Origin of the sequence: Phocaeicola plebeius DSM 17135 (genome assembly GCF_000187895.1) — a bacterium.
GTDB classification, from domain to species: domain Bacteria; phylum Bacteroidota; class Bacteroidia; order Bacteroidales; family Bacteroidaceae; genus Phocaeicola; species Phocaeicola plebeius.
Map to the genome: position 1 here is coordinate 170,585 of NZ_DS990130.1, position 23,088 is coordinate 193,672.

The following is a 23,088-nucleotide window of genomic DNA, read 5'->3' on the forward strand; positions in this document are numbered from 1 at the left end:
TAAATAATGGTGCACGAAAACTATGCAGACAAAGACGATACAACAACTGATACGGGAACGTATTCTGGTGCTCGATGGGGCCATGGGTACGATGATACAGCAATATAATCTTTCGGAAGCTGATTTCCGGGGAGAACGTTTTAAGGATATTCCCGGGCAATTGAAAGGGAATAATGACTTGCTGTGTCTTACTCGTCCGGAAGTAATAGAAGATATTCATCGGAAATACCTTGTGGCAGGTGCCGATATTATTGAAACCAATAGCTTTAATGCCACTTCGGTGTCGATGGCCGATTATCATGTGCAGGCTTATTGTCGGGAAATCAATCTTGCGGCAGCACGTCTGGCACGCCGGATGGCCGATGAGTTTACAGTATTGAATCCGGAAAAGCCGCGTTTTGTGGCGGGTTCTGTAGGGCCTACCAACAAGACTTGTTCCATGAGTCCGGACGTAAATAACCCGGCTTTTCGTGCGCTGACTTTTGATGAATTGCAGGCAGCTTATTGTGAGCAGATGGAAGCCTTGCTGGAAGGGGGAGTGGATGCCCTGCTGATTGAGACTATTTTTGACACGTTGAATGCCAAAGCGGCTATTCGGGCAGCAGAATTGTCGATGGGAAAAATTGGACGTAGGGTACCTTTGATGCTGTCGGTTACCGTGTCGGACATTGCCGGACGTACCTTGTCTGGACAGACCTTGGATGCCTTTTTGGCTTCGGTGGAACATGCTGACTTGTTTTCCGTCGGGTTGAACTGTTCATTTGGTGCCCGTCAGTTGAAACCTTTCCTGGAACAACTGGCTTCACGTGCGCCTTATTATATCAGTGCTTATCCGAATGCCGGATTGCCGAATTCGCTGGGACAATATGACCAGACTCCCGAAGATATGGCTGCCGAAGTGAAGGAGTATATCGAAGAAGGGCTGGTAAATATTATCGGAGGATGCTGCGGTACGACGGAACAATACATAGCCAAGTATCAGGAACTGATACAAGGGGTACAGCCTCGTGTGCCTGTGAAGAAGCACGCGCATTTGTGGTTGTCGGGATTGGAGTTGCTCGAAGTTTCTCCGGAAATCAATTTCGTTAATGTAGGTGAACGCTGTAACGTGGCAGGTTCACGTAAGTTTCTGCGACTCATTAATGAGAAGAAATACGATGAGGCTTTGTCGATAGCCCGCAAGCAGGTGGAAGACGGCGCTTTGGTCATCGACGTAAATATGGACGATGGCTTGCTGGATGCCGCACAAGAGATGACTACCTTCCTGAATCTGGTGGCTTCGGAACCGGAAATAGCCCGTGTGCCCATTATGATTGACTCTTCCAAGTGGGAAGTGATACGTGCCGGACTGAAATGTGTGCAGGGAAAATGTATTGTCAACTCTATCTCCTTGAAGGAAGGAGAAGAGGTCTTTATAGCGCATGCCCGTGAAGTAAAACAGCTCGGAGCGGCAGTCATCGTCATGGCTTTTGACGAGAAGGGGCAGGCCGATACGTACAGTCGCAAGATTGAGGTGTGCGAACGGGCATATCGCATTCTGGTAGATAAGGTAGGATTTGCTCCTGAAGATATCATTTTCGACCCTAATGTGCTGGCCGTAGCTACGGGTATTGAAGAGCATAATAATTATGCGGTCGATTTCATTCAGGCTACCGGATGGATACGTAAGAATCTGCCGGGGGCTCATGTCAGTGGAGGGGTGAGCAACTTGTCGTTCTCTTTCCGTGGCAACAACTACATTCGTGAGGCTATGCATGCCGTATTCTTGTATCATGCCATTCAGCAGGGAATGGATATGGGAATTGTCAATCCGGCTACGTCTGTATTGTATACGGATATTCCGCAGGATATTCTGGAACGGATTGAGGATGTCGTGCTGAACCGTCGGCCGGATGCTGCAGAACGCTTGATTGAAACGGCAGAACGGTTGAAGCAGGAGAAAGAAGGTACTGCTTCTCAAGAAGGAAGTGCGTCGGCTCAACTACTGTGGAGGAATAATACTACGGTGGAAGAACGGCTGCAATATGCGCTGGTGAAAGGACTTTCGGATTATCTGGAGGAAGACTTGCAGGAGGCGCTTTCACGTTATCCGAATGCGGTGAGCATCATCGAAGGACCGCTGATGGCAGGTATGAATCATGTAGGAGACTTATTCGGTTCGGGAAAAATGTTCTTGCCGCAGGTGGTGAAAACTGCACGGACCATGAAAAAGGCGGTAGCTATTCTTCAGCCTTATATCGAGGCGGAAAAAGAAGAAGGTACCCGCAGTGCTGGAAAGGTGCTGGTAGCTACGGTGAAGGGCGACGTGCACGACATCGGAAAGAACATCGTGTCGGTGGTCATGGCGTGCAACAACTATGAAATTATAGACTTGGGCGTGATGGTACCGGCCGAGCAGATTGTGGAAACGGCTATCCGTGAAAAGGTGGATATCGTAGGACTGAGCGGACTGATTACTCCTTCGCTGGAAGAGATGGTGCACGTGGTAACCGAACTGCAGCGGGCTGGACTGGATATTCCGGTGATGATTGGCGGGGCTACCACTTCGAAGCTGCATACGGCACTGAAGATTGCTCCGGTGTATCATGCGCCGGTGGTATACATGAAGGATGCTTCACAAAATGCATTGGTGGCTGCTAAGTTGCTGAATCGTGAGCAACGTCCGGCTTTTGTGGAAGCTTTGAATGAAGAATATCAGGCTTTGCGTGAAAAGAACCGTCAGAAAACGGTACAGACGGTTTCACTTGCGGAAGCTCAAAAGAATAAACTGAACCTTTGGGATTAATTATTTACTCATCGTATTATGAATGTACAGATAGAAGAAGGCTGGAAAAAGGCACTGGCGCCGGAGTTTGAAAAAGATTATTTTGTCCGGTTGACCGATTTTGTCCGTCAGGAGTATCAGCAGACTACGGTATATCCTCCCGGAAGATTGATTTTCAATGCATTCAACCTTTGTCCTTTTGATAAGGTGAAAGTGGTGATTATCGGGCAGGACCCGTATCACGGACCGGGACAGGCGCATGGTTTGTGTTTTTCGGTGAACGACGGGGTAGCATTTCCTCCTTCTTTGCAGAATATATTCAAGGAAATCCACGATGATCTGGGTATGCCGATTCCTGCCAGTGGTAACCTGACTCGTTGGGCCGAGCAGGGTGTGCTGCTGCTGAACGCTACCTTGACGGTGCGTGCCCATCAGGCTGGTTCACATCAGCGCAGAGGTTGGGAAGAGTTTACGGATGCGGCTATCCGTGTGCTGGCTGAACAGAAAGAACATTTGGTGTTTATCTTGTGGGGGGCTTATGCGCAGAAGAAAGGAGCGTTTATTGACCGCAACAAGCATCTGGTGTTAACTTCCGTGCACCCGTCTCCTTTGTCGGCTTATAACGGTTTCTTTGGAAACAAGCATTTCAGTCGCACCAATGAATACCTGGTGGCTCATGGAGAGACTCCTATCAACTGGTAAGAAACAACAAATCAATAAATACGCAAAAAGAAATCCCCTTGCTCCACCCGTATGAACGGAGCAAGGGGATTGTTATTTTATATGATGATCTATGTGTTTGTCAGATAAGTTGCATACCCAGTCGTGCGCATTCTTCACGCATGTCTTCCGGCCAGATGCTGGCTTGGATTTCTCCGATATGTGCCTTCTTCAGATAAAGCATACACAAGCGTGACTGTCCGATACCTCCTCCAATGGTCAGAGGGAGTGTGTCGTTTAGCAGGCGCTGGTGGAAATACAGTTTGGTACGTTCTTCTTTTCCGGCTAATTCCAATTGCTTGAGCATGGCAGCCTTGTCCACGCGGATACCCATGGAGGAAATTTCCAGTGCACGTTGCAACACGTCGTTCCACACCAGCAAGTCACCGTTCAAGCCAGGAAGCCCTGTTTTGGGATCTACAGTGGTATAATCGTCATAGTCCGGAGCACGCAAGTCATGCGGTTGTCCGTTACTCAGCTTGTTTCCGATTCCGATGATGAAAACGGCTCCAAAACGTTCTGTAATCAGGTTTTCGCGTTCCTTGGCAGTCTTGTCAGGATACATTTGCAATAAGTCCTCCGAATGAATGAAATGTACATCGTGGGGCAGGAATGACTTAATCTGTGGATACATTTCACAAATCATGTACTCTGTGCGGCGCATGGCTGCATAGATACGGGTCACAATACTTTTCAGGAAGTCTACTGTACGTTGTTCCGGCGTAATAACCCGTTCCCAGTCCCACTGGTCTACATAAAGAGAATGTATGTTGCCTAACTCTTCATCGGCACGTATGGCATTCATATCGGTATAAATTCCGTAGCCGGGTTCAATCTGATAGTCGGCTAAAGTGACACGTTTCCATTTGGCCAGTGAGTGAACTACTTCTGCCTGCTGGTCTCCTAAGTCTTTAATGGGGAAACTGACTGGTCGTTCCGTACCGCTCAAGTCGTCGTTGATTCCCATTCCTTTTAGTACAAACAAAGGAGCAGTAACACGGCGCAAGCGAAGTTCGGACGAGAGATTTTGCTGGAAAAACTCTTTAATTTGTTTGATGCCCAGCTCGGTCTGTTTCATATCAAGCAGCGGCTTATAATTGGCTGGTTTTATAAGGTAACTCATGTGTGAATTTCTTTAAATGTTTATTTGCTTGCAAAGATAGGTGTATTTTATAAATATGCAAGTGATTTTTGAAATAAGTTGTCAAAATGTTTTTTATTTCTTTTTGCTTGCTGATAAAGTGAAAAGGGATTGGTGGAAATAAAAAATGTCATTCTGGAAATTTCTTTCCGGAATGACATTCTATTATGTAATGTAAAGAAAGGTTATTTAGCGATTCTTGTACATATTCTCGTAGTAGTTCTGATATTCTCCGCTGGTTACATTTTTCACCCATTTCTGGTTGTCAAGATACCATCGGATTGTTTTTACAATACCATCTTCAAATTTTGTTTCAGGTGTCCATCCGAGCTCGCGGGTGATTTTGGTCGGGTCAATGGCATAACGCTGGTCGTGTCCGAGTCTGTCCTTGACAAAAGTAATCAGCGAATCGTTAATCCAGTCAATGCTGATTTGTCCGTCAGGAGTCATTTCCTTCTTTTTAAGTATATTCCGGTATTCCGGTTGCTCGGTCATTATCTGATGAATGGTTGCAATGGTCAGTTTAACGATTTCAATATTCTGTTTTTCGTTATGGCCTCCTACATTATAAATTTCACCATCCTTTCCGTTATGGATAATCATGTCGATAGCTTTACAATGATCTTCCACGTAGAGCCAGTCGCGTACGTTGGTACCGTCTCCATATACAGGCAGACGTTTTCCTTCCAGAATATTCTTGATAATGAGAGGAATCAGTTTTTCAGGGAAATGGTATGGTCCGTAGTTGTTGGAGCAGCGGCTGATAGTGACAGGCATTTTATAGGTGTCACGGTAAGCCATCACGATTAAATCAGCACTGGTTTTTGAGGCGCTGTACGGACTGTGCGGACAAAGCGGAGTTTCTTCGGTGAAATATCCTTCTGCCCCTAAAGAACCATATACTTCATCAGTAGAAACCTGGTGGAATCGAACGCCTTTTCTCCAGGTAGGATAGCCGTTTTCATCTTTTCCTGTGACCCATGCACGACGGGCTGCATCCAGCAGGTTCTGTGTTCCCAGAATGTTGGTCTGTAAGAATAATTGCGGATTTTCGATGCTGCGGTCCACATGACTTTCAGCTGCAAAGTTTACGATGTAATCAAACTTGTAGTCAGCAAATAACTGGTCGGCCAAATTACGGTCACAGATATTTCCTTTTACAAAGAAGCAACGTTCGTTGTCGATGTCCTGTGAGATTGTTTCCAGGTTCCCGGCATATGTCAAAGCGTCGAGAATTACAATCTTGATGTCGTCATGTTTGCCCAGAATATATTTTATATAATTGGCTCCGATGAATCCGGCAGCTCCAGTAACTAGATAAGTTTTCATATAGAGTTTTATTTTGAATGCAAATTTCGGAAAGTTTTTTGAATGTGACAAGACTTTTTTGTTTTAATCATTCAATTCAATTACCTCCAGGTCAGAGAAATTTCCGTTTTCTATGTTGAATCGTACAAGTGTGCGTACCCGATGAAAACCATATTTTCCGGCAGCTCCCGGGTTGATATGGAGTAACCCCAGGTTGCGGTCGTATTTAACTTTTAGAATGTGTGAATGACCACTGATAAACAGCTTCGGGGGATGTATCATAAGTGTTTCCCGAATGGAAGAATCATACTTTCCAGGATAACCTTCGATGTGTTTGATGAGTATGTCGGTACCTTCCAGTTGGAAACGGTTGATTTCTGGAAAACGTATACGCAAGTCTTGTCCGTCGATGTTGCCGTAGACAGCTCTCAGTGGACGAAAATCCGCCAGACGTTCGGCTACCTCCAGTGAACCGATGTCGCCGGCATGCCATATTTCGTCACAATTTTCGAAATATTTCAGGTAACGTTTGTCCCAGTAGCCGTGGGTATCCGATAAGAGTCCGATTCTTTTCATTTTTCTTTTGCTTTTGTCCGGCAAAGATACTACATTTGAAAAAACCTTGAATGATTTCAGTATATGGAAAAACACTATAATTATTTCAACCGAGATATAAGCTGGTTGTCATTTAATCATCGCGTATTGCTGGAGGCAGATGATGATACGCTTCCTCTGTTCGAAAGAATCAATTTCATAGCTATTTATTCGTCTAACCTGGAAGAGTTTTACCAGGTACGTGTGGCAGAACATAAGGCGGTTGCATCTGGAGGTAAGAGTGAAGACATGACCGTGGATGAGGCTCATGCCTTGATCCGGCAGATTACGGATACCGTGAACCGTCAGTTGGAAGACCGTGTACGCATCTATGAAGAAAAGATTCTTCCGGCATTACGACGTAATCATGTGGCGTTTTACCAGAGTAAAAGCGAGGTGGAGGATTTTCATAAGGAGTTTGTGCATCGCTTTTTTATGGAAGAAGTGTTTCCCTACATTCAGCCGGTGAAAATCGATCCGGATAATGTGCGCTTTTTCTTGAGGGACAGACGTTTGTATCTGGCTGTAAGGGTATGGAAAGATGCGCAGGAGAAGCCGGAATATTATATTATAAAAATGCCTTATAGTAAGGTGCCCCGCTTTGTGCAGCTTCCTTCGCATGAGGGAAATTATTACCTCATGTTTCTGGAGGATATAATTAAGGCCAATTTGAAAGAGGTGTTTATTGGCTACAAGGTAGAATGCAGTTATTGTTGTAAGATTTCACGTGATGCTGATGTGTTTGTAGATGATGTACCTGCTGAGAGCATGGTGGAAAAATTGAAGGAGAAGGTGAAGAAGCGGAAGATTGGCGCTATCTGTCGTTTTGTATATGACCGGAAAATGCCGGATGATTTTCTGGATGCTCTGGTAGAAGCATTGGGTATCAACCGGGAAGAGCTTGTGCCAGGCGACAAGCATCTGAACCTGGAAGATTTGGCGTCCCTCCCTAACCCGAATCCGGATATTCCGGCCATCGTCAAGCCGCAGCCGATGTTCTTGCCTGGAATGAACGAAAAACACTTTATGTATCGTCGGATAGCCAAACGGGATATGCTGCTTTATTATCCGTATCACAGTTTTGAACATTTCATTCATTTTCTGTATGAAGCCGTTCATGATCCTTTTTGTCGTGAAATCATGATTACGCAGTATCGTGTGGCAGAACATTCGGAAGTGATTAATGCCTTGATTGCTGCCGCACGAAACGGGAAGCATGTCACGGTGTTTGTGGAGCTGAAAGCCCGCTTTGATGAGGAAAATAACCTGGCTACGGCCGAATTGATGCGAAAGGCGGGGATTGACATTATATTCAGCATTCCGGGATTGAAAGTACATGCCAAGGTGGCATTGATTCTCCGGAAGAATGACAAGGGAGAACGGTTAAGAAGCTACGCGTATGTCAGTACGGGTAATTTTAATGAGAAAACGGCAAAGATTTATGCAGACATAGCTTTGTATACCTGTAACAAGCAGATAGTGGACGACATGTGTACCCTGTTTAAGGTCTTGCGGAAAGAAGTGACAGAGCCTCGTTTCAAACGCCTGTTGATAGCACGTTTCAATCTGCTTCCAGAATTGAAAGCCCTGATTCAGCGGGAAATCGATTTGACAAAAGATGGAAAGCCTGGCCGGATTATTTTGAAGATGAATGCCTTGCAGGATACGGCTATGATAGATGAGCTGTATCGTGCCAGTGAGGCAGGGGTGCAGATTGATTTGATTGTACGAGGAATTTGCTGTCTGGTTCCGGGAGAATCGTTTAGTCGGAATATTCGGGTTACCCGTATCGTGGACAGTTTCTTGGAGCATGCCCGTGTGTGGTACTTTGGGAATGGAGGTGATCCGTTAGTTTTTATCGGTTCGCCCGACTGGATGCGTCGTAATTTGTATCGTCGTATCGAGGCGGTAACTCCTATTCTCGACGGCAGACTTCGTCGGGAATTGACAGACATGCTGGAGCTTCAGCTGTCGGCCAACCGGAAGGCATGTTGGGTGGACAATCAGTTGCGGAATATCTTTAAAAGAAAACCGGGTAACGACGATGTACGTGCGCAGTACGATTTTTATGAATATTTGAAAAACAAGTTGGCTGAGAATTAATCAGCCGACTTGTTTTTGTTTTCTGATATAAGCAGTAATTTATCTCCCGGTTTCAACTCCATTTGTCCGTTGGGAATGAGGAACTCATTGCCACGTTTCACGAGCATGACCAATGTTCCTTTCGGAATCTGCATTTCGGCCAGTCTGTTTTTGTCTTCCAGCATTTCGGCTGTCAGGGTGAGGTCATTCAGACGGGTATCAATTTCTTCCGGCAGTTCCACTCCAAATTCATTTCCTTCTTTAGGTGCGGGCAAGTCCAGTTGTAGGATTTTTGCCGCCTTTGTAATGGTCATCCCCTGAATAACCAAAGACAGAAGCGTGATGAAGAATACAATATTGAACAATTGCTGTGAACCTTCAATCTGTGCCAATACCGGATAAGTTGCAAAAATGATGGGAGTAGCTCCTCTCAGTCCCACCCACGAAACAAACAGTCTGCCTTTATTCGTAATGTTACGGAAAGGCAGCAGACAGAGGAATACGCTGAGCGGACGGGCGACGAGAATCATAAACACACCAATCAGTAAGGCTACCGCTGCAATGTCGAGCATTTCGTGTGGGTTGACCAGCAATCCTAAAGTAAGGAACATGATAATCTGGAAAAGCCAGGTCAGTCCGCTCATAAAGGTATTGATTTCTTTTCGGAAAGCCAGTCGGGTATTTCCAAGAATGACTCCCATGATGTAGACCGCCAGATAAGCATTTCCTTTCAGCTGATCCGTAATGGTGAAGGTAATGAATACCAGGCTCAACAAGAGGATTGAGTAAAGCGAACTGTTGGACAGGTTGATGCGGTTTATCAGCCATACGCTGAATCGTCCCATGGCGTAACCGATGACTCCACCGAAGAAGAACTGCACAAGCAGGTCTTTGGTAATCAGTAGAAAATCAGGATTACTTCCACTTGAAATCACTTGTATCAGTACGATGGTCAGCATGTAGGCCATCGGGTCATTACTTCCACTTTCCAGCTCCAGCATAGGACGCAGGTTTTGTTTCAGGTTCATGCGTTGGGAGCGGAGCAGGTTGAATACAGAAGCAGAGTCTGTAGACGACATGGTAGCGGCGAGCAGCAAGGAACTAAGCAGGGTTAATTCTATGTTGGTTCGGTTCCAGTCGGAAATATAGAATATAAATATACCGGTCAGCAAGGTTGTAAGCAATACACCGGCGGTTGACAGGACAATACCGGGAGTAAGGATGGGTTTGATTTCGTTGTATTTGGTATCCATACCTCCAGAAAACAGGATAATGCTCAGTGCCATCATTCCAATAAATTGCGCATCTGAAGCACTGTTGAATTGCAGTCCGAGTCCGTCACTGCCAAAACACATTCCTACTATCAGGAAAAGTAGAAGAGTGGGAATACCAAACCGGTATCCGGTTTTACTGATGAGAATGCTGGAAAAAATAAGGATAGAGCCAATCATCAGTATGTTTTCAGCTGTAAAAATCATGATTATGTAATAATAAATAAAGTAATATGAACGTTGTATATGTATTATAATGTCCGAAGGTAAGAAAATGTTTTTTCAGACAAGTATTTTTAGAAACATAAAAAGCTTGTATTAAGATATTTTTTGTAATGATACTTAGTATATTTGTTGTATCTATATGATGAATTGTAACTATTAAATTTTGAATTATGGAGAAGTGTTATTTTTACAAAAGTTGCAGGGTATTATTAATCTTTTTGCTCTGTTTTTCAGGAATGGTTTATGCACAAACTGGGAATTCGGCATGGAATAAAACTTGGAGTGCCACTACTCCTCAAAAAGATGCTGTAATGAGTTTTGATTTGAATGTGAGTGAGAAAAAGAATTTGAATCCTTACAATGATGGAGCTTTGTGTAATGGTTTTATGTCAGTATATGTGGTGGAACCAAGTGGTCGTAAGTCGCTGTTGGTCACTTATGAATTTTCTCTGACACGCATGGAAGGAAATATAGCTTACCTTAAGTTTGTGCCTGGACGTTCAGGTATGGACGATGGAGAAGGTACTTGTAAAGCTATTTTGAAGAATGGTAAACTTCAGCTGATTGGTACAGATCAAGGTGGAAAGTCTGCTTTGTTTAACGGGCTGACTTTTAAATAAGGGAAAAAGCGTATCCTTTACTTTATGAAATATTAGTGTTTTTATTGCGGGAAATGTTTCACTGGAGGGTATTTTACCCTGTGGTGGAAATGGAGTATGTCTGTATGTGTTAGAATGCTTCGGTCATGTTGAAATAAAACAGATTCTGCTTGTTGGTGAAATCGCGTCCTAAATCCAGTCGGACATTCATGCGGGGCTGTACTTCTATGCGAAGTCCCAGGCCGGCATTAGGAAGCACTCCTTCTATTTTTCCAGGCGTAGGTCCCATAAATCCGCATCCTCCCCAGGCTACGAAGCCTAGACGATTGATTACTCTTTTAATCCAATTGCTCTGGTCGGTATTGAACATCTGGCGATATTCGGCCAGTGCCACGTGCGAAGACTTATCGCGGTACTGCCCCATGTAATATCCTCGCAAGTCAAAAGGAGTACCACTCAGTACGTATTTATTTAGCGGAAGATTGTGCCCGAAAGAGTGCTTGCTCTGTACCGTCCATGCCACTACCTTTCGTTTCCCGACGCTCTTGTACTGTCTGTAGTCCAGTTCCAGATGAGAGAAGTTAGAGTAACTGCCTAAAAACTTCTGGTATATCAGTCCTCTCAAGTCGAAGTAGAGCCCTTTGTAAGGGTTGGCTGGAACGTCGCGTGTGTCGTAAGTAAGCAGGAAACCTACCCCGGAACTGAAATCTTTGTAGCCGTCGGCAGTACCTCCTGCACGTTTGTAGTCAGGCTGTTCCACCAGATATTTGGCCGGATCCATGATGTGGTCATAGGTAATGTCAATCTGTGGCCCTGCGAAAAAGTTGCTTTCTCCCAGACGGAAAAGGAACCACGGATTAATCTGTATGCCGCTGTAGCGATACTGACTGGTCGTATCACTGCGTACATAATTCTTATTGGTATTATATCCTACACCATAGAAGTTTTCCTGGGTATTCTTGAATGTAAACTGTCCGAAGATACGGAAGCGGTCGTTCTTGAAGAAAAGCTGTGGTTTTACCACCAGATTTAGTCCCCCGTTGAACATGAAAGCTACGGAAGCAGGGATAACTGAACGGCGCATGGTGGTGTCTTTCGGGTTCATGCGGAATGTCATCAGGGCACTTCCGCCTATCAGCAAGCCAAAATCAGGGGTATAACTCGGTCCTCCCAATATGTTATAATGAAAATTGCGGGCTGCTTTTTTCTGTTTCTTGAGCTCTTTTTCTGTCAATTGATGGTGTGGCAGACTGTCTTGAAGAGATTCTTGTGCATATCCTGCTACGATGAACAGGCAATAGATGCAAATGAGTAAGTATTTTTTCATGCGACAAAATTACAAAAAAGGGTCGAATCTGATTGGGCTTATTTTAAGAGTTTTTGGATTCCCTTGTCTTTTTAACTTAAAAGTCAGACTGGTGTCTGGATTTTTGCCGTAAGTAGGTAAATCATCCTTGCGTTCTGATAAAAAATGGTAAGTCTTTTGGTCATTCTCTGGGTATTTTTTACTTTTACAAAAGTAAGATATTTGTAAACAATAAAGTGATATGACAGTAATTGAACGCTTTTTAAAGTATGTGACTTTTGATACGCAGTCGGACGAATCGACCGGTGTCACTCCGAGTACGCCGAAGCAGATGGTATTTGCGCAATACCTGAAAACGGAGCTGGAGGAACTGGGATTGAAAGATATTTCCTTGGATGAAAACGGGTATTTGTTTGCCACACTTCCTTCGAATGTGGACCATGAGGTTCCGGTGGTCGGCTTTATTGCCCACATGGATACCAGTCCCGATATGAGCGGAGAGAATGTGAAACCGCGTATCGTAGAGAAATACGATGGAAAGGATATTCCTCTGTGTGCGGAGGAGAATATCATTCTGTCTCCTGTTAATTTCCCGGAACTACTGGATCATGTAGGTGAGGATTTGATTGTGACCGACGGTCATACCTTGTTGGGGGCGGACGATAAAGCCGGAATTGCAGAAATTGTAGGTGCGGTGGCTTATCTGATTGCACATCCGGAAATCAAGCATGGTGATATTCGTATCGGTTTTAATCCGGATGAGGAAATCGGTCTGGGAGCTCACAAGTTTGATGTAGAGAAATTCGGTGCGAAATGGGCTTATACCATGGACGGAGGAGAAGTCGGTGAACTGGAATTTGAGAATTTCAATGCCGCAGCTGCAAAGATTCGGGTAAAGGGACGTAATGTACACCCGGGATATGCAAAGAACAAGATGATTAACTCTTTGTTGGTGGCCAATGAATATGCTTCTCTGTTGCCTGCAAATGAAACACCGGGTACGACGGAAGGATACGAAGGCTTCTATCATCTGATTGGTATGGAAGGTGAAGTGGAAAATACGGTGCTTTCATATATTGTTCGCGACCATGACCGTGAGAAGTTTGAAGCACGTAAGCAGGCTTTGCTGAACTATGCTGCACAGTTGAACGAGAAGTACGGAGAGGGTACGGTTACCGTAGAGCTGAAAGACCAGTACTATAACATGCGCCAGCAGGTGGAACCGTTGATGCATATCATTGATATAGCTTTTGCAGCAATGCAGGAAGCTGGGGTGACTCCGAAAGTAAAAGCAATTCGTGGAGGTACGGACGGTGCGCAGCTTTCATTCAAAGGGCTTCCGTGTCCGAATATCTTTGCCGGCGGATTGAATTTCCACGGACGTTATGAGTTTGTTCCTGTACAGTCTATCGAAAAAGCCATGAATGTGGTAGTGAAGATTGCGGAACTTACTGCTAAAAGATACTGCTAATTATACAACGGTTGCGGGTTCGCCTTGCCGAGGTCGGACTCGCAACTTATTTATCAACCTTAATATATACCTTATGAAAACAACTCCATTTACCGAGAAACACATTGCACTCGGAGCCAAGATGCATGAGTTTGCGGGTTACAACATGCCAATTGAATATTCAGGAATTATTGATGAACATCTCACAGTCTGCCATTCGGTAGGTGTTTTCGATGTATCTCACATGGGTGAATTTTGGGTAAAAGGCCCTCATGCACTCGAATTTATTCAGGAAGTGACTTCCAATAACGCTGCTGTGCTTACGCCGGGCAAGGTGCAGTACACTTGTTTTCCTAATGAGACCGGAGGGATTGTGGACGACCTGTTGGTGTATGCATACGAACCGGATAAATACATGTTGGTAGTCAATGCGGCAAACATTGAAAAGGACTGGAACTGGTGTGTGGCTCATAATCGGGTAGGGGCGGAACTGGAGAATTCTTCCGACCGTATGGCCCAGCTGGCCATTCAGGGGCCAAAGGCTTGCGAAACGCTTCAAAAACTGACTTCCGTAGATTTGTCATCCATTCCTTATTATACATTCAAAGTTGGTGAATTTGCTGGAGTACCGAATGCGATTATTTCCAATACCGGATACACCGGAGCCGGGGGCTTTGAATTATATTTTTATCCGGAAGTAGCCATGAAAATCTGGGATGCGATTTTCGAAGCAGGTCAGGAGTTTGGCATCAAGCCGATTGGTTTGGGAGCTCGCGATACATTACGTCTGGAAATGGGCTTCTGCTTGTACGGAAATGACATTACTGATGAAACCTCTCCATTGGAAGCCGGATTGGGCTGGATTACCAAGTTTGTGGAGGGTAAGAATTTTACCAATCGTGCGGCATTGGAGAAACAAAAAGCAGAAGGTGTCAGCCGGAAATTAGTAGGTTTTGAGATGATTGACCGTGGAATTCCCCGTCATGGCTATGCGTTGCTGAATGAAGCCGGAGAGCCTATTGGTCAGGTCACTTCAGGAACCATGTCGCCTATGCGTAAGATAGGTATCGGTATGGGATACGTGAAGACCGAATACAGTAAGCCGGGTACGGAGATTTATCTGGACAATCGTGGAAGAAAACTGAAAGCGCAGGTAGTGAAACCTCCTTTCCGGAAATAAGCAAGAAAAGGATACGAAAAAAGCCTGTCGAAAGACAGGCTTTTTTCATGAGCGGAAGACGGGACTCAAACCCGCGACCCTCAGCTTGGAAGGCTAATGCTCTATCAACTGAGCTACTTCCGCAAATTTGCGGTGGGCAAGGATGGATTCGAACCACCGAAGGCGTAAGCCAGCAGATTTACAGTCTGCCCCATTTGGCCACTCTGGTACTTGCCCAACAATATTTTAAAAAGAGCGGAAGACGGGGCTCAAACCCGCGACCCTCAGCTTGGAAGGCTAATGCTCTATCAACTGAGCTACTTCCGCAATTTTTAGTGGGCAAAGATGGATTCGAACCACCGAAGGCGTAAGCCAGCAGATTTACAGTCTGCCCCATTTGGCCACTCTGGTATTTGCCCGTCCGCAATCAAGATTTAGTGCTTTTCTCAATTGCGATGCAAAGGTACGATTATTTTTTTAACTTGCAAATAAAATCGATCATTTTTATTGCTGTAATTGCACATTCGTCACCTTTATTTCCTAATTTCCCTCCGGCACGGTCTTCTGCCTGCTGCATGTTATTGGTTGTGATGAGGCCGTAAATGACTGGTGTATCGGTAGTTGCATTCAGTTCTGTAATACCTTGAGTGGCTCCGGCACACACATAATCAAAATGAGGCGTATCGCCACGTACTACGCAGCCTAATGCGATGACTGCATCTACTTTTCCACTTTTAACAAGTTGTGATGAGCCGAAAGTCAGTTCGAAACTACCCGGAACGTAATATACCAGGATGTTTTCATCCTTTGCTCCGTGTTTTTTCAATGTGTTGACTGCTCCTTCAAGTAAAGCTCCCGTAATGTTATGATTCCATTCAGATACTACGATACCGAAGCGCATCTGTGAGGCATCGGGTACGGAGTTAAAGTCGTAATCTGAAAGATTGTGATAAGCTGTAGCCATATTGTTTGTCTTTTTAAGTTTGTATGTTAAAGAAAAAAGCCGGACCGAAAAACCTCGGTCCGGCCTGAATGATACTTATACTAATAGAAGTATGTTTCTTGTGGTTTATTTCAAAGAAGCACGTTCGATGTACTTATCGATGTCCATTGCCTGATATGAGTTACCGTATTTGTTCTTAACCTGCTTGTAAGCTTCTACGGCTTCTGCATTCTTTCCTTGTTTTTCCAGGATTTGTCCAGCCTGAATCAGAAAAATCGGGCTAATTGACAAACTGTTGGCACGGTCGGCTGCTTTCAACAAAGTAGCGGCAGCTTTGTCAAGCTGTCCAGTCTGTGCATAGCAGTTTCCCAGAGCTCCCATTACTGAAGGAGCAACCAGTAAATCATCACCGCTGAATTTATCCAGATATTTGATAGCATCTTCGTATTTGCCTAACTGTGCGTAGCAAAGTCCTGCGTATGCGTTTGCCAAGTTTCCTGCATCTGTACCGCTGAACTCGTCTGCCAGTTTCACAAAACCTGCATATCCCAGACTGTCACCCTTCAAGGCAACTTCAAAGTTATCAGCTCCGAAGTACTGTTCACCTTTGAAGATAGCTTCTGAAGCTTTCAGTTCATTCGGCTCAGAAATGAAATGTTTGTATCCGAGGAAACCTCCGACGATAACTACCAGAGCAACTACTGCTCCCAAAAGTACATTCTTGTTTTTAATCAGGAATGCTTCTGAAGTGCTGAGCGCTTCGTCTACATTCAACGGGTCATTAGTGTGTTTTTGTTCAGTCATTTGATATTTGTTTTTTATTATTTTTCCAATCCACGTATTTGGACAGCAAAAGTAGTTGATTTATGTGTATAAATGAAATTTGCGGGCAGTTTTTTTAATCAATCTTGCTTTTATTGTTAAATTTGTATCCCAAATAGTGATTGTTTTTATGTGGCTTAAACGCATTTCGATATTAAACTATAAGAATCTGGAACAGGCCGAGCTGGCTTTTTCCCGCAAGATGAACTGCATTATCGGAAAGAACGGGATGGGAAAGACCAACCTGATGGATGCTGTGTATTATCTTTCTTTTTGTAAGAGTGCAACTAACCCTATTGATTCTCAGAATATACGGCATGAACAGGACTTCTTTGTGCTGCAAGGTTTTTATGAAACAGAAGACGGTGATCCGGAAGAAGTGTATTGCGGGTTGAAGCGTCGGCAGAAGAAGCAGTTCAAGCGGAATAAGAAAGAGTATACCCGCTTGTCCGACCACATCGGATTGATTCCTTTAGTGATGGTTTCTCCGGCTGATACGTTGCTTATTGCCGGGGGGAGTGAGGAAAGAAGACGATTCATGGACGTGGTGATTTCGCAGTTCGACCGGGAATATCTGGATGCGCTGATTCGCTACAATAAAGCCTTGGTACAGCGTAATACGTTGCTGAAAGCGGAACTGGAGCCCGACGAAGAACTGATGAACGTATGGGAAGAGATGATGGCTTCTACGGGTGAAGTGGTATTTCGTAAACGTCAGCAGTTCATCGATGAGTTTATTCCGATTTTCCAGTCATACTATTCTTATATATCCCAAAATCAGGAGGAAGTAAAACTTTCTTACCAGTCGCATGCGGCAGAGGGGGATTTGCTTGCCCTGCTGCGTGCCAACCGTCAGCGTGACCGGGTGATGGGCTACTCCTTGAAAGGTATTCATAAGGATGATTTGATTATGCAGCTGGGAGAGTTCCCCATGAAGCGGGAAGGTTCTCAGGGGCAGAACAAAACGTATCTGATTGCCCTCAAGCTGGCACAGTTTGAATTTTTGAAGCGTACCGGAAGCGGTACGACTCCTTTGATTCTGCTGGATGATATTTTCGACAAACTGGATGCACTTCGTGTAGAGCAGATTGTCAAATTAGTGGCAGGAGATAATTTCGGACAGATTTTTATTACCGATACCAACCGTGACCATCTGGACCGTATCTTGAAAAAGATAGAGGGCGATTACAAACTGTTTGAGGTGGAAAACGGAGAAGTGTCCGAACGAAAGGAGTCTTATGAAGCGGAATAACACTGAACAGATTGGCGATGTGCTCCGGCAGTTTCTCCGCCAGCAAGGGCTGGAGACTCCATTGAATGAATATCGTCTGGTGGATGCCTGGAAAGATGTGGTGGGACCGGTCATTACCCGTTACACCACGAATCTTTTTATTAAAAACCAGGTACTTTATGTCAGTCTTTCTTCTTCCGTGATTCGTCAGGAACTGATGATGGGACGTGAAATGCTGATTCGTAACCTGAATGCCCAGGTCGGTTCTCAGGTTATTGTGAACATTGTGTTCCGTTGAATATGCAGCCTTGTTCCGTCCATACTTCGTCCATGGGCAGGTCTGTGGCTTCTACGGGAATATGTGGAAGCAGTTGGAATTGAAAGCATACCCCTATGCGATAGGATTGCAGTTTGGTCAAGGCGCGGTCGTAATATCCTTTTCCACGTCCTAACCGGTTGCCTGAGCGGTCGAAGGCCACACCAGGAATAATACTCAGCTCTATTTCATGCAGATTTTCTACCAGGCTACCGGTGGGCTCTTCAATGCCGAAAGCACCGATTTGTAATGAATCTTCCCCTTCATAATACCGGAATTCCAGTTCATCTCCTTTGACAAGGGGAAGTACGATGCGCTTGTATGGATGCCAGCGCTTGATGAACTCGTGAGTCTGTACCTCATCGGATAGCGAGTGATAGAGCAGGAGAGTGTGTGCCTGCAAAAACAATGGATGGTCCTCCAGCTTTTGAAACAAGCTGGAAGACCATTCAGTTTTTTGAGCAACGGAATAATTCCGTTTTTCTTGTGCGATTAACCGTCGCAGTTCCTTTTTATCCATAAGGTATCATTCCTTTTTGTCAGTAGCTGCTTGCGGGCTTGGAGCCTGAGGGAAAGATTCACCTTTTTCCAGAATTTCTACGGCTTTCAGTACGGTCTTGTCCGATTCATTCAGGTATTCCACGTATGCTTCCATACCCAGCATGTTATAGATAATGTTTCCGTACAAACTCATTTCGAACAAGCGGCGTGACTTCATCATCAGGTTGTTACGGCGTTTCAAGCCTTTTTTCTCCGCCCATGCGGCAAACTTATTCAGCAGGTTTTGTCCTTTCAGGTAGGTTTCCATCTTTTCCGGAGTATCATATTTCTGCAAGGTGCTGCGGTTCTGGTCGGTATAGTCGAACGTGTAGCGGATAATTAGTCCACGGTTAGCAGCCATGCGGAAGTACGAGGTCATGCCGGTTGTATCCTGTGGTACGAAAATGTCGGGCATTATACCTCCTCCTCCGTATACCGGACGGCCTAGGCGGGTGTGATATACTTCAGTCTCATCCTGCTTGATGCTGTCGGCAGAGAAGAATTCGCCGTGTTCATAACGGGTGAGCAAATCGAGTTCGTATTCCGATTCCTTACCTTTTTCGTAAGGTTTCTGTATGCAGCGTCCGGATGGGGTGTAGTAGCGTGCGATGGTCAGACGGATGGCAGAGCCGTCGCTGAATTCAATGGGCTGCTGTACCAAACCTTTTCCGAAAGAACGGCGTCCTACGATGGTACCACGGTCATTGTCCTGGATGGCTCCGGCAAAGATTTCGCTGGCAGAAGCTGAACCTTCGTCCACCAGTACTACAAGCGGCATTTTCTGGTTGCTTCCTGTTCCGTTGGAGTTGTAGTCTTCGCGCGGCGACTTGCGTCCCTGGGTGTAGACAATCAGACGGTTGTTAGGCAAGAACTCGTTGACCATCTGGATGGCAGCAGCCATATAACCTCCCGTATTTCCACGCAAGTCGACAATCAGGCCTTCACAGTTCTTCTGATTCAGTTTGGCCAGTGCGATAAGCAGTTCCGGATAAGTGGTTTCACCAAACTTGTTGACTTTTATGTAGCCTACCTTTTCATTAATCATATAGGCGGCATCGATACTCTTCACCGGAATGTTTCCACGGATAACAGTGAAATGAAGCAAGTCCTTTTCGCCCGGACGGTAAACACCCAGTTTCACCTTACTGCCTTTTTCACCTTTCAGGCGTTTCATGGCTTCACTGTTTGTCACAATCTTGCCGACAAAAGCAGAATCATCTACTTCTACAATACGGTCGCCTGCCATCAAACCCACTTTTTCCGAGGGGCCGCCCTGAATGACGCTGTTTACATGGATGGTATCGTTCTGAATGGTAAACTGGATACCGATACCGCTGAAACTACCTTTCAAATCGGCGTTTACAGCTTCCAGGTCCTTGGCCGGAATATAAGAAGAGTGCGGGTCGAGTTCCGAAAGAATCTGCGGCATGGCTTCTTCCACCAGTTCGCCCATGTTTACCGTATCTACATACTGGTCGTCGATGATGCGCAACAACGCATTCAGCTTGTTGGATGAAGTGTTGATGATGCCCAGCTTGTTTCCTGAGAAATGGTTGGCATAGAATGTGCCGATGGCGATGCCCGCAATCAGGCAGATGGCCAACAGGAACGGGATAAAGCGTGTGTTATTGTTTTTCATGTTATTTATTCATTGGGGTTAAGATATACAATTTCAATATTGGCTCTTTTCAGCAAGTCCAACCCGTCTTCCAAACGGTATTTTTCTGCATATACCACTCGTTTGATACCAGCCTGAATAATCAGTTTGGCACATTCGATACACGGGGAGGCGGTGACATACATGGTAGCTCCTTCGCTGCTGTTACTGGAGCGGGCTATCTTGGTGATGGCATTGGCTTCAGCATGAAGCACATAGGGGCGGGTTACTCCGTTCTCATCTTCGCACACATTCTCAAAGCCGGCAGGAGTACCGTTGTAACCATCTGAAATAATCATTTTGTCTTTGACAATCAATGCGCCTACCTGTCGCCGTTGGCAATAGGAGTTCTCTGCCCAGATTAAGGCCATGCGCATGTAGCGTTTGTCCAGTATTTCTTGCTTATGTTCCGTTGGTTTCATAGTGGTATGCTTAATCGTTGAATCCTTTGGGATAGAATTGAATATAATGATTCTTGTCGAGGTTGAACAGCTTGATGGTTCTGGAACTTCCCCGATAGAATTTAGCATTGCTTATTTCGTCATAAAACGTTTTGTCCAGGCCACTGCGGTTTCCACTAGGCTTTAACTGGATAGAAAAGCTCTGGTCTTCTCCGTTGGCACTCCATGTACCGGTAAAACTGAAATTACTTCCGTTGCCTTCCACGGTACCGTCTTCCTTGAAAATGATGTTGTAGCTGTCCTGGCTGTCGTTGATTTTAGCTACTTCATCACGTGTCAGTGTGGAATTGAAATTGTTGTCATCCTTCCAGTCACTGGTACTATAGGAGTTGCTCCAGTGCCACGTCTGTCCGCTGGAGAAAATTTCGTTAACATCGTCTTTCTGGTTACATCCGGCTAGTAACAGGAGTAACGTAAAGAACCAGTAGAGTCTGAATGTCTTCATTTGTATCCTTATTTTATACCATTTCTTTTTAATAGTGCTTCAATGGTCGGTTCCTGACCACGGAAACGTTTGTATAATGTCATCGGGTGCTCAGTACCTCCTTTTGACAGTACATTCTCACGGAATGAACGGGCAGTTTCCTGATTGAAGATGCCTGTCTCCTTGAATACGGAGAAAGCATCGGCATCCAGCACCTCAGCCCATTTGTAGCTGTAATATCCGGCAGAATATCCTCCCGACATGATGTGACCAAACTGTACGCTCATGCAGGTGTCTTCCGGTTGCGGAAGCAGTTGCGTACGCTGCCATGCCTCTTTTTCGTAGGCTTTTACATCGCCTTCGAACTTGCTTTGGCGAGTGTACCAGGCCATATCAAGGAATCCGAAACTGAGCTGGCGCAGGCAGGCGTATGCCACGTTGAAATTGGAAGCATCAACGATGCGCTGAATCAGTTCTTGTGGGATGGGTTCGCCTGTCTGGTAATGACATGCGAATGTATTCAAAAATTCTTTTTCTATGGCAAAGTTTTCCATGATTTGTGAAGGAAGTTCCACAAAATCCCAGTACACATTGGTTCCGCTCATGCTTTGGAAACGGGTATTGGCAAACATGCCGTGTAATGCGTGCCCGAATTCGTGCAGGAAGGTATTTACTTCCGAGAATGTCAGCAGGGCAGGTTTGTCCTTGGTCGGTTTGGTAAAATTCATGGTGACAGACACATGCGGACGGCTGTTACATCCGTTGTCGTCTATCCATTGTTCCTTATAGCTGGTCATCCAGGCACCCGAACGCTTGCCCTCGCGGGGATGGAAGTCTGTGTAGAGTACAGCCAGGAAACTTCCGTCGCGGTCGAACACTTCATACGCCTGTACGTCCGGATGATATACCGGAATTTCCTTGTTTTCCTTGAAAGTGATGCCATACAAGCGGGTAGTCAGTCCGAATACACCGGCTTTTACACGGCTCAGTTCGAAGTAAGGGCGGAGCGCTTCTTCATCCAGGCTGAATTTCCGGTTTTTCAGCTTTTCCGCATAGTAAGAGAAATCCCACGGCATCAGTTCGAAGTCTTCACCTTCCAGTTCGCGGGCCAGGGCACGGATTTCTTCTACTTCCTGACGGGCAGTTGGCGTATAAGCTTCCAGCAGGTCGTTCAACAGTTTGTATACATTTTCGCTGTTTTCGGCCATGCGTTTTTTCAGTACATATTCAGCGTAATTCTTGAAGCCCAACAGTTGAGCCAGTTCCATGCGGAGGTTGACCAGCTGTTCCACAATCTTCAGGTTGTTGAATTCATTGTCGTGACAACATTGGGTGTTATAAGCCATGTAGAGCGTCTTTCTCAGTTCCCTCTTGTCACTGTATTTCATGAAAGGCACGTAGCTTGGGGCTTGCAGAGTGATTACCCAGCAACCTTCTTTCCCTTTTTCGTGTGCCGTATGTGCGGCTGCTTCTATGGCACTTTCTGGAAGTCCGGCCAGTTCGTCTTCGGTGTGCAGCACCAGTTCGTATCCATTGGTTTCTTTCAGGTGATTCTGCGAGAATTTCAATGTCAGGCTGCTCAGTTCCATGCTCAGCTTTCGGAAAGTAGTCTTGTCTTCTTCAGACAGATTGGCTCCGTTGCGAACAAAACCGTCGTATGACTTTTCCAGCAAACGACATTCTTCAGGAGTCAGCTGCAAGGATTCTCTTTTATCGTATACCGCTTTTACGCGGGCAAAGAGCTGCTCGTTGAGGCTGATGTTGTTGGCATGTTCAGACAGTGCCGGAGTCAGCTTTTCTGCTATTTCTTCCAGCGCGTCGCAGGTTTCCGCACTCAGCAAATTGAAGAGTACGGTAGTGACCCGGTCGAGGGTTTTCCCGGCATGCTCCAGAGCTAAAATGGTGTTCTGGAAAGTCGGTTCTTCCGGATTGCTGGTGATTTGCTGTATTTCCTTGTCCTCCAGTCGCATGCCTTCTCGAACGGCCGGTTCGTAGTCTTCAATCCGTATCTGCTGGAAAGGAGTAGTATCGTGGAGTGTATGATAAGGTTGTAAAAATGGATTGTTCATATTGCT

At 45.4% G+C, this 23,088-nt stretch carries 20 protein-coding genes and 4 tRNA genes; 8 read left to right on the plus strand and 16 right to left on the minus strand.

Features of this window, described 5'->3' with window-relative positions; translation table 11 throughout:
- Nucleotides 1-22 precede the first annotated feature (22 nt).
- On the plus strand, nucleotides 23-2,785 hold the full coding sequence (gene metH, locus BACPLE_RS08965; protein WP_007561063.1) for a methionine synthase: 2,763 nt from the start codon (nucleotides 23-25) through the stop codon (nucleotides 2,783-2,785).
- An 18-nt stretch (nucleotides 2,786-2,803) separates the two neighbouring features.
- Nucleotides 2,804-3,466, plus strand: a complete 663-nt coding sequence (gene ung, locus BACPLE_RS08970; protein ID WP_007561065.1) for a uracil-DNA glycosylase — start codon at nucleotides 2,804-2,806, stop codon at nucleotides 3,464-3,466.
- Between the two features lie 100 nt (nucleotides 3,467-3,566).
- Here the strand turns inward: ung and asnA are convergent, their stop codons facing one another.
- From asnA to BACPLE_RS08985, 3 genes are all read right to left on the minus strand, one after another.
- Nucleotides 3,567-4,607, minus strand: a complete 1,041-nt coding sequence (gene asnA, locus BACPLE_RS08975; RefSeq protein ID WP_007561067.1) for an aspartate--ammonia ligase — start codon at nucleotides 4,605-4,607, stop codon at nucleotides 3,567-3,569.
- A gap of 207 nt (nucleotides 4,608-4,814) precedes the next feature.
- Complete coding sequence (gene rfbB, locus BACPLE_RS08980) at nucleotides 4,815-5,954, minus strand: dTDP-glucose 4,6-dehydratase (protein WP_007561069.1); 1,140 nt, start codon at nucleotides 5,952-5,954, stop codon at nucleotides 4,815-4,817.
- 63 nt (nucleotides 5,955-6,017) lie between these two features.
- A complete protein-coding gene (locus BACPLE_RS08985; protein WP_007561071.1) occupies nucleotides 6,018-6,509 on the minus strand; it encodes a metallophosphoesterase family protein in 492 nt (163 codons plus the stop codon).
- A 63-nt stretch (nucleotides 6,510-6,572) separates the two neighbouring features.
- Here BACPLE_RS08985 and BACPLE_RS08990 point away from each other — a divergent pair, with 63 nt between their 5' ends.
- Nucleotides 6,573-8,630 carry an RNA degradosome polyphosphate kinase gene (locus BACPLE_RS08990; RefSeq protein ID WP_007561073.1) on the plus strand — a complete coding sequence of 686 codons (2,058 nt, stop codon included), beginning with the start codon at nucleotides 6,573-6,575 and terminating at the stop codon, nucleotides 8,628-8,630.
- Here BACPLE_RS08990 and BACPLE_RS08995 read toward each other — a convergent pair.
- Nucleotides 8,627-10,087, minus strand: coding sequence for a potassium/proton antiporter (locus BACPLE_RS08995; RefSeq protein ID WP_007561075.1), 1,461 nt, complete (start codon nucleotides 10,085-10,087; stop codon nucleotides 8,627-8,629). The two genes, BACPLE_RS08990 and BACPLE_RS08995, sit on opposite strands and share 4 nt — an antisense overlap.
- Before the next feature lie 188 nt (nucleotides 10,088-10,275).
- On the opposite strand from BACPLE_RS08995, the gene BACPLE_RS09000 reads away from it, so the two are divergent.
- Nucleotides 10,276-10,725, plus strand: coding sequence for a hypothetical protein (locus tag BACPLE_RS09000; protein WP_148374580.1), 450 nt, complete (start codon nucleotides 10,276-10,278; stop codon nucleotides 10,723-10,725).
- 109 nt (nucleotides 10,726-10,834) lie between these two features.
- Here BACPLE_RS09000 and BACPLE_RS09005 read toward each other — a convergent pair whose 3' ends face one another.
- The gene (locus BACPLE_RS09005; RefSeq protein ID WP_007561078.1) at nucleotides 10,835-12,031 is read right to left on the minus strand and encodes a BamA/TamA family outer membrane protein; all 1,197 of its coding nucleotides are present in this window, start codon (nucleotides 12,029-12,031) and stop codon (nucleotides 10,835-10,837) included.
- Between the two features lie 220 nt (nucleotides 12,032-12,251).
- On the opposite strand from BACPLE_RS09005, the gene pepT reads away from it, so the two are divergent.
- Together pepT and gcvT are read left to right on the plus strand one after the other, a co-directional pair.
- A complete protein-coding gene (gene pepT / locus BACPLE_RS09010) occupies nucleotides 12,252-13,481 on the plus strand; it encodes a peptidase T (protein ID WP_007561080.1) in 1,230 nt (409 codons plus the stop codon).
- 73 nt (nucleotides 13,482-13,554) lie between these two features.
- On the plus strand, nucleotides 13,555-14,640 hold the full coding sequence (gene gcvT / locus BACPLE_RS09015) for a glycine cleavage system aminomethyltransferase GcvT (protein WP_007561082.1): 1,086 nt from the start codon (nucleotides 13,555-13,557) through the stop codon (nucleotides 14,638-14,640).
- A 50-nt stretch (nucleotides 14,641-14,690) separates the two neighbouring features.
- On the opposite strand, the gene BACPLE_RS09020 is transcribed toward gcvT, so the two are convergent.
- The 6 genes from BACPLE_RS09020 to BACPLE_RS09045 all read right to left on the minus strand — a co-directional run bounded on the left by BACPLE_RS09020 (nucleotide 14,691) and on the right by BACPLE_RS09045 (nucleotide 16,366).
- Nucleotides 14,691-14,763 (minus strand) — tRNA-Gly (locus BACPLE_RS09020).
- Between the two features lie 10 nt (nucleotides 14,764-14,773).
- Nucleotides 14,774-14,856 (minus strand) — tRNA-Tyr (locus BACPLE_RS09025).
- Nucleotides 14,857-14,873: 17 nt separating this feature from the next.
- Nucleotides 14,874-14,946, minus strand: a tRNA-Gly gene (locus BACPLE_RS09030).
- Nucleotides 14,947-14,955: 9 nt separating this feature from the next.
- Nucleotides 14,956-15,038, minus strand: a tRNA-Tyr gene (locus BACPLE_RS09035).
- A gap of 50 nt (nucleotides 15,039-15,088) precedes the next feature.
- Nucleotides 15,089-15,583: a 6,7-dimethyl-8-ribityllumazine synthase gene (gene ribH / locus BACPLE_RS09040; protein ID WP_007561085.1), complete on the minus strand. Its 495-nt coding sequence runs from the start codon at nucleotides 15,581-15,583 to the stop codon at nucleotides 15,089-15,091.
- A 105-nt stretch (nucleotides 15,584-15,688) separates the two neighbouring features.
- Nucleotides 15,689-16,366 (minus strand): tetratricopeptide repeat protein, encoded by a 678-nt coding sequence (locus tag BACPLE_RS09045; RefSeq protein WP_007561087.1) that lies wholly within the window; start codon nucleotides 16,364-16,366, stop codon nucleotides 15,689-15,691.
- Between the two features lie 148 nt (nucleotides 16,367-16,514).
- Here BACPLE_RS09045 and recF point away from each other — a divergent pair, with 148 nt between their 5' ends.
- Both recF and BACPLE_RS09055 read left to right on the plus strand, forming a co-directional pair.
- Nucleotides 16,515-17,636 (plus strand): DNA replication/repair protein RecF, encoded by a 1,122-nt coding sequence (recF, locus tag BACPLE_RS09050; RefSeq protein WP_040312781.1) that lies wholly within the window; start codon nucleotides 16,515-16,517, stop codon nucleotides 17,634-17,636.
- Nucleotides 17,623-17,913, plus strand: a complete 291-nt coding sequence (locus BACPLE_RS09055; RefSeq protein WP_007561091.1) for a DciA family protein — start codon at nucleotides 17,623-17,625, stop codon at nucleotides 17,911-17,913. Before recF ends, BACPLE_RS09055 begins: the two co-directional genes overlap by 14 nt.
- Here BACPLE_RS09055 and BACPLE_RS09060 read toward each other — a convergent pair.
- The 5 genes from BACPLE_RS09060 to BACPLE_RS09080 are packed head-to-tail and all read right to left on the minus strand — an operon-like array spanning nucleotide 17,888 to nucleotide 23,082.
- Entirely contained in the window at nucleotides 17,888-18,451 is a 564-nt protein-coding gene (locus tag BACPLE_RS09060) for a 5-formyltetrahydrofolate cyclo-ligase (RefSeq protein WP_007561092.1), read from the minus strand. The two genes, BACPLE_RS09055 and BACPLE_RS09060, sit on opposite strands and share 26 nt — an antisense overlap.
- A gap of 6 nt (nucleotides 18,452-18,457) precedes the next feature.
- A complete protein-coding gene (locus BACPLE_RS09065) occupies nucleotides 18,458-20,110 on the minus strand; it encodes a S41 family peptidase (RefSeq protein WP_007561094.1) in 1,653 nt (550 codons plus the stop codon).
- 5 nt (nucleotides 20,111-20,115) lie between these two features.
- Entirely contained in the window at nucleotides 20,116-20,550 is a 435-nt protein-coding gene (locus BACPLE_RS09070; RefSeq protein ID WP_007561096.1) for a dCMP deaminase family protein, read from the minus strand.
- Between the two features lie 10 nt (nucleotides 20,551-20,560).
- Nucleotides 20,561-21,034: a DUF4847 family protein gene (locus BACPLE_RS09075; RefSeq protein ID WP_007561098.1), complete on the minus strand. Its 474-nt coding sequence runs from the start codon at nucleotides 21,032-21,034 to the stop codon at nucleotides 20,561-20,563.
- 8 nt (nucleotides 21,035-21,042) lie between these two features.
- The gene (locus BACPLE_RS09080) at nucleotides 21,043-23,082 is read right to left on the minus strand and encodes a M3 family metallopeptidase (protein WP_007561100.1); all 2,040 of its coding nucleotides are present in this window, start codon (nucleotides 23,080-23,082) and stop codon (nucleotides 21,043-21,045) included.
- Nucleotides 23,083-23,088 lie beyond the last annotated feature (6 nt).

What these genes read in the sequence shown, in the direction of transcription:
- ung (WP_007561065.1), top strand. Translation starts at nt 2,804, where the DNA reads ATGAATGTACAGATAGAAGAAGGCTGGAAAAAGGCACTGGCGCCGGAG.
- BACPLE_RS09055 (WP_007561091.1), top strand. Translation starts at nt 17,623, where the DNA reads ATGAAGCGGAATAACACTGAACAGATTGGCGATGTGCTCCGGCAGTTT.
- BACPLE_RS08990 (WP_007561073.1), top strand. Translation starts at nt 6,573, where the DNA reads ATGGAAAAACACTATAATTATTTCAACCGAGATATAAGCTGGTTGTCA.
- BACPLE_RS09045 (WP_007561087.1), bottom strand. Translation starts at nt 16,366, where the DNA reads ATGACTGAACAAAAACACACTAATGACCCGTTGAATGTAGACGAAGCG.
- gcvT (WP_007561082.1), top strand. Translation starts at nt 13,555, where the DNA reads ATGAAAACAACTCCATTTACCGAGAAACACATTGCACTCGGAGCCAAG.
- asnA (WP_007561067.1), bottom strand. Translation starts at nt 4,607, where the DNA reads ATGAGTTACCTTATAAAACCAGCCAATTATAAGCCGCTGCTTGATATG.
- BACPLE_RS08985 (WP_007561071.1), bottom strand. Translation starts at nt 6,509, where the DNA reads ATGAAAAGAATCGGACTCTTATCGGATACCCACGGCTACTGGGACAAA.
- BACPLE_RS09065 (WP_007561094.1), bottom strand. Translation starts at nt 20,110, where the DNA reads ATGAAAAACAATAACACACGCTTTATCCCGTTCCTGTTGGCCATCTGC.
- rfbB (WP_007561069.1), bottom strand. Translation starts at nt 5,954, where the DNA reads ATGAAAACTTATCTAGTTACTGGAGCTGCCGGATTCATCGGAGCCAAT.
- BACPLE_RS09080 (WP_007561100.1), bottom strand. Translation starts at nt 23,082, where the DNA reads ATGAACAATCCATTTTTACAACCTTATCATACACTCCACGATACTACT.
- pepT (WP_007561080.1), top strand. Translation starts at nt 12,252, where the DNA reads ATGACAGTAATTGAACGCTTTTTAAAGTATGTGACTTTTGATACGCAG.
- ribH (WP_007561085.1), bottom strand. Translation starts at nt 15,583, where the DNA reads ATGGCTACAGCTTATCACAATCTTTCAGATTACGACTTTAACTCCGTA.
- recF (WP_040312781.1), top strand. Translation starts at nt 16,515, where the DNA reads ATGTGGCTTAAACGCATTTCGATATTAAACTATAAGAATCTGGAACAG.
- BACPLE_RS09000 (WP_148374580.1), top strand. Translation starts at nt 10,276, where the DNA reads ATGGAGAAGTGTTATTTTTACAAAAGTTGCAGGGTATTATTAATCTTT.
- BACPLE_RS09075 (WP_007561098.1), bottom strand. Translation starts at nt 21,034, where the DNA reads ATGAAGACATTCAGACTCTACTGGTTCTTTACGTTACTCCTGTTACTA.
- BACPLE_RS09060 (WP_007561092.1), bottom strand. Translation starts at nt 18,451, where the DNA reads ATGGATAAAAAGGAACTGCGACGGTTAATCGCACAAGAAAAACGGAAT.
- metH (WP_007561063.1), top strand. Translation starts at nt 23, where the DNA reads ATGCAGACAAAGACGATACAACAACTGATACGGGAACGTATTCTGGTG.
- BACPLE_RS09070 (WP_007561096.1), bottom strand. Translation starts at nt 20,550, where the DNA reads ATGAAACCAACGGAACATAAGCAAGAAATACTGGACAAACGCTACATG.
- BACPLE_RS08995 (WP_007561075.1), bottom strand. Translation starts at nt 10,087, where the DNA reads ATGATTTTTACAGCTGAAAACATACTGATGATTGGCTCTATCCTTATT.
- BACPLE_RS09005 (WP_007561078.1), bottom strand. Translation starts at nt 12,031, where the DNA reads ATGAAAAAATACTTACTCATTTGCATCTATTGCCTGTTCATCGTAGCA.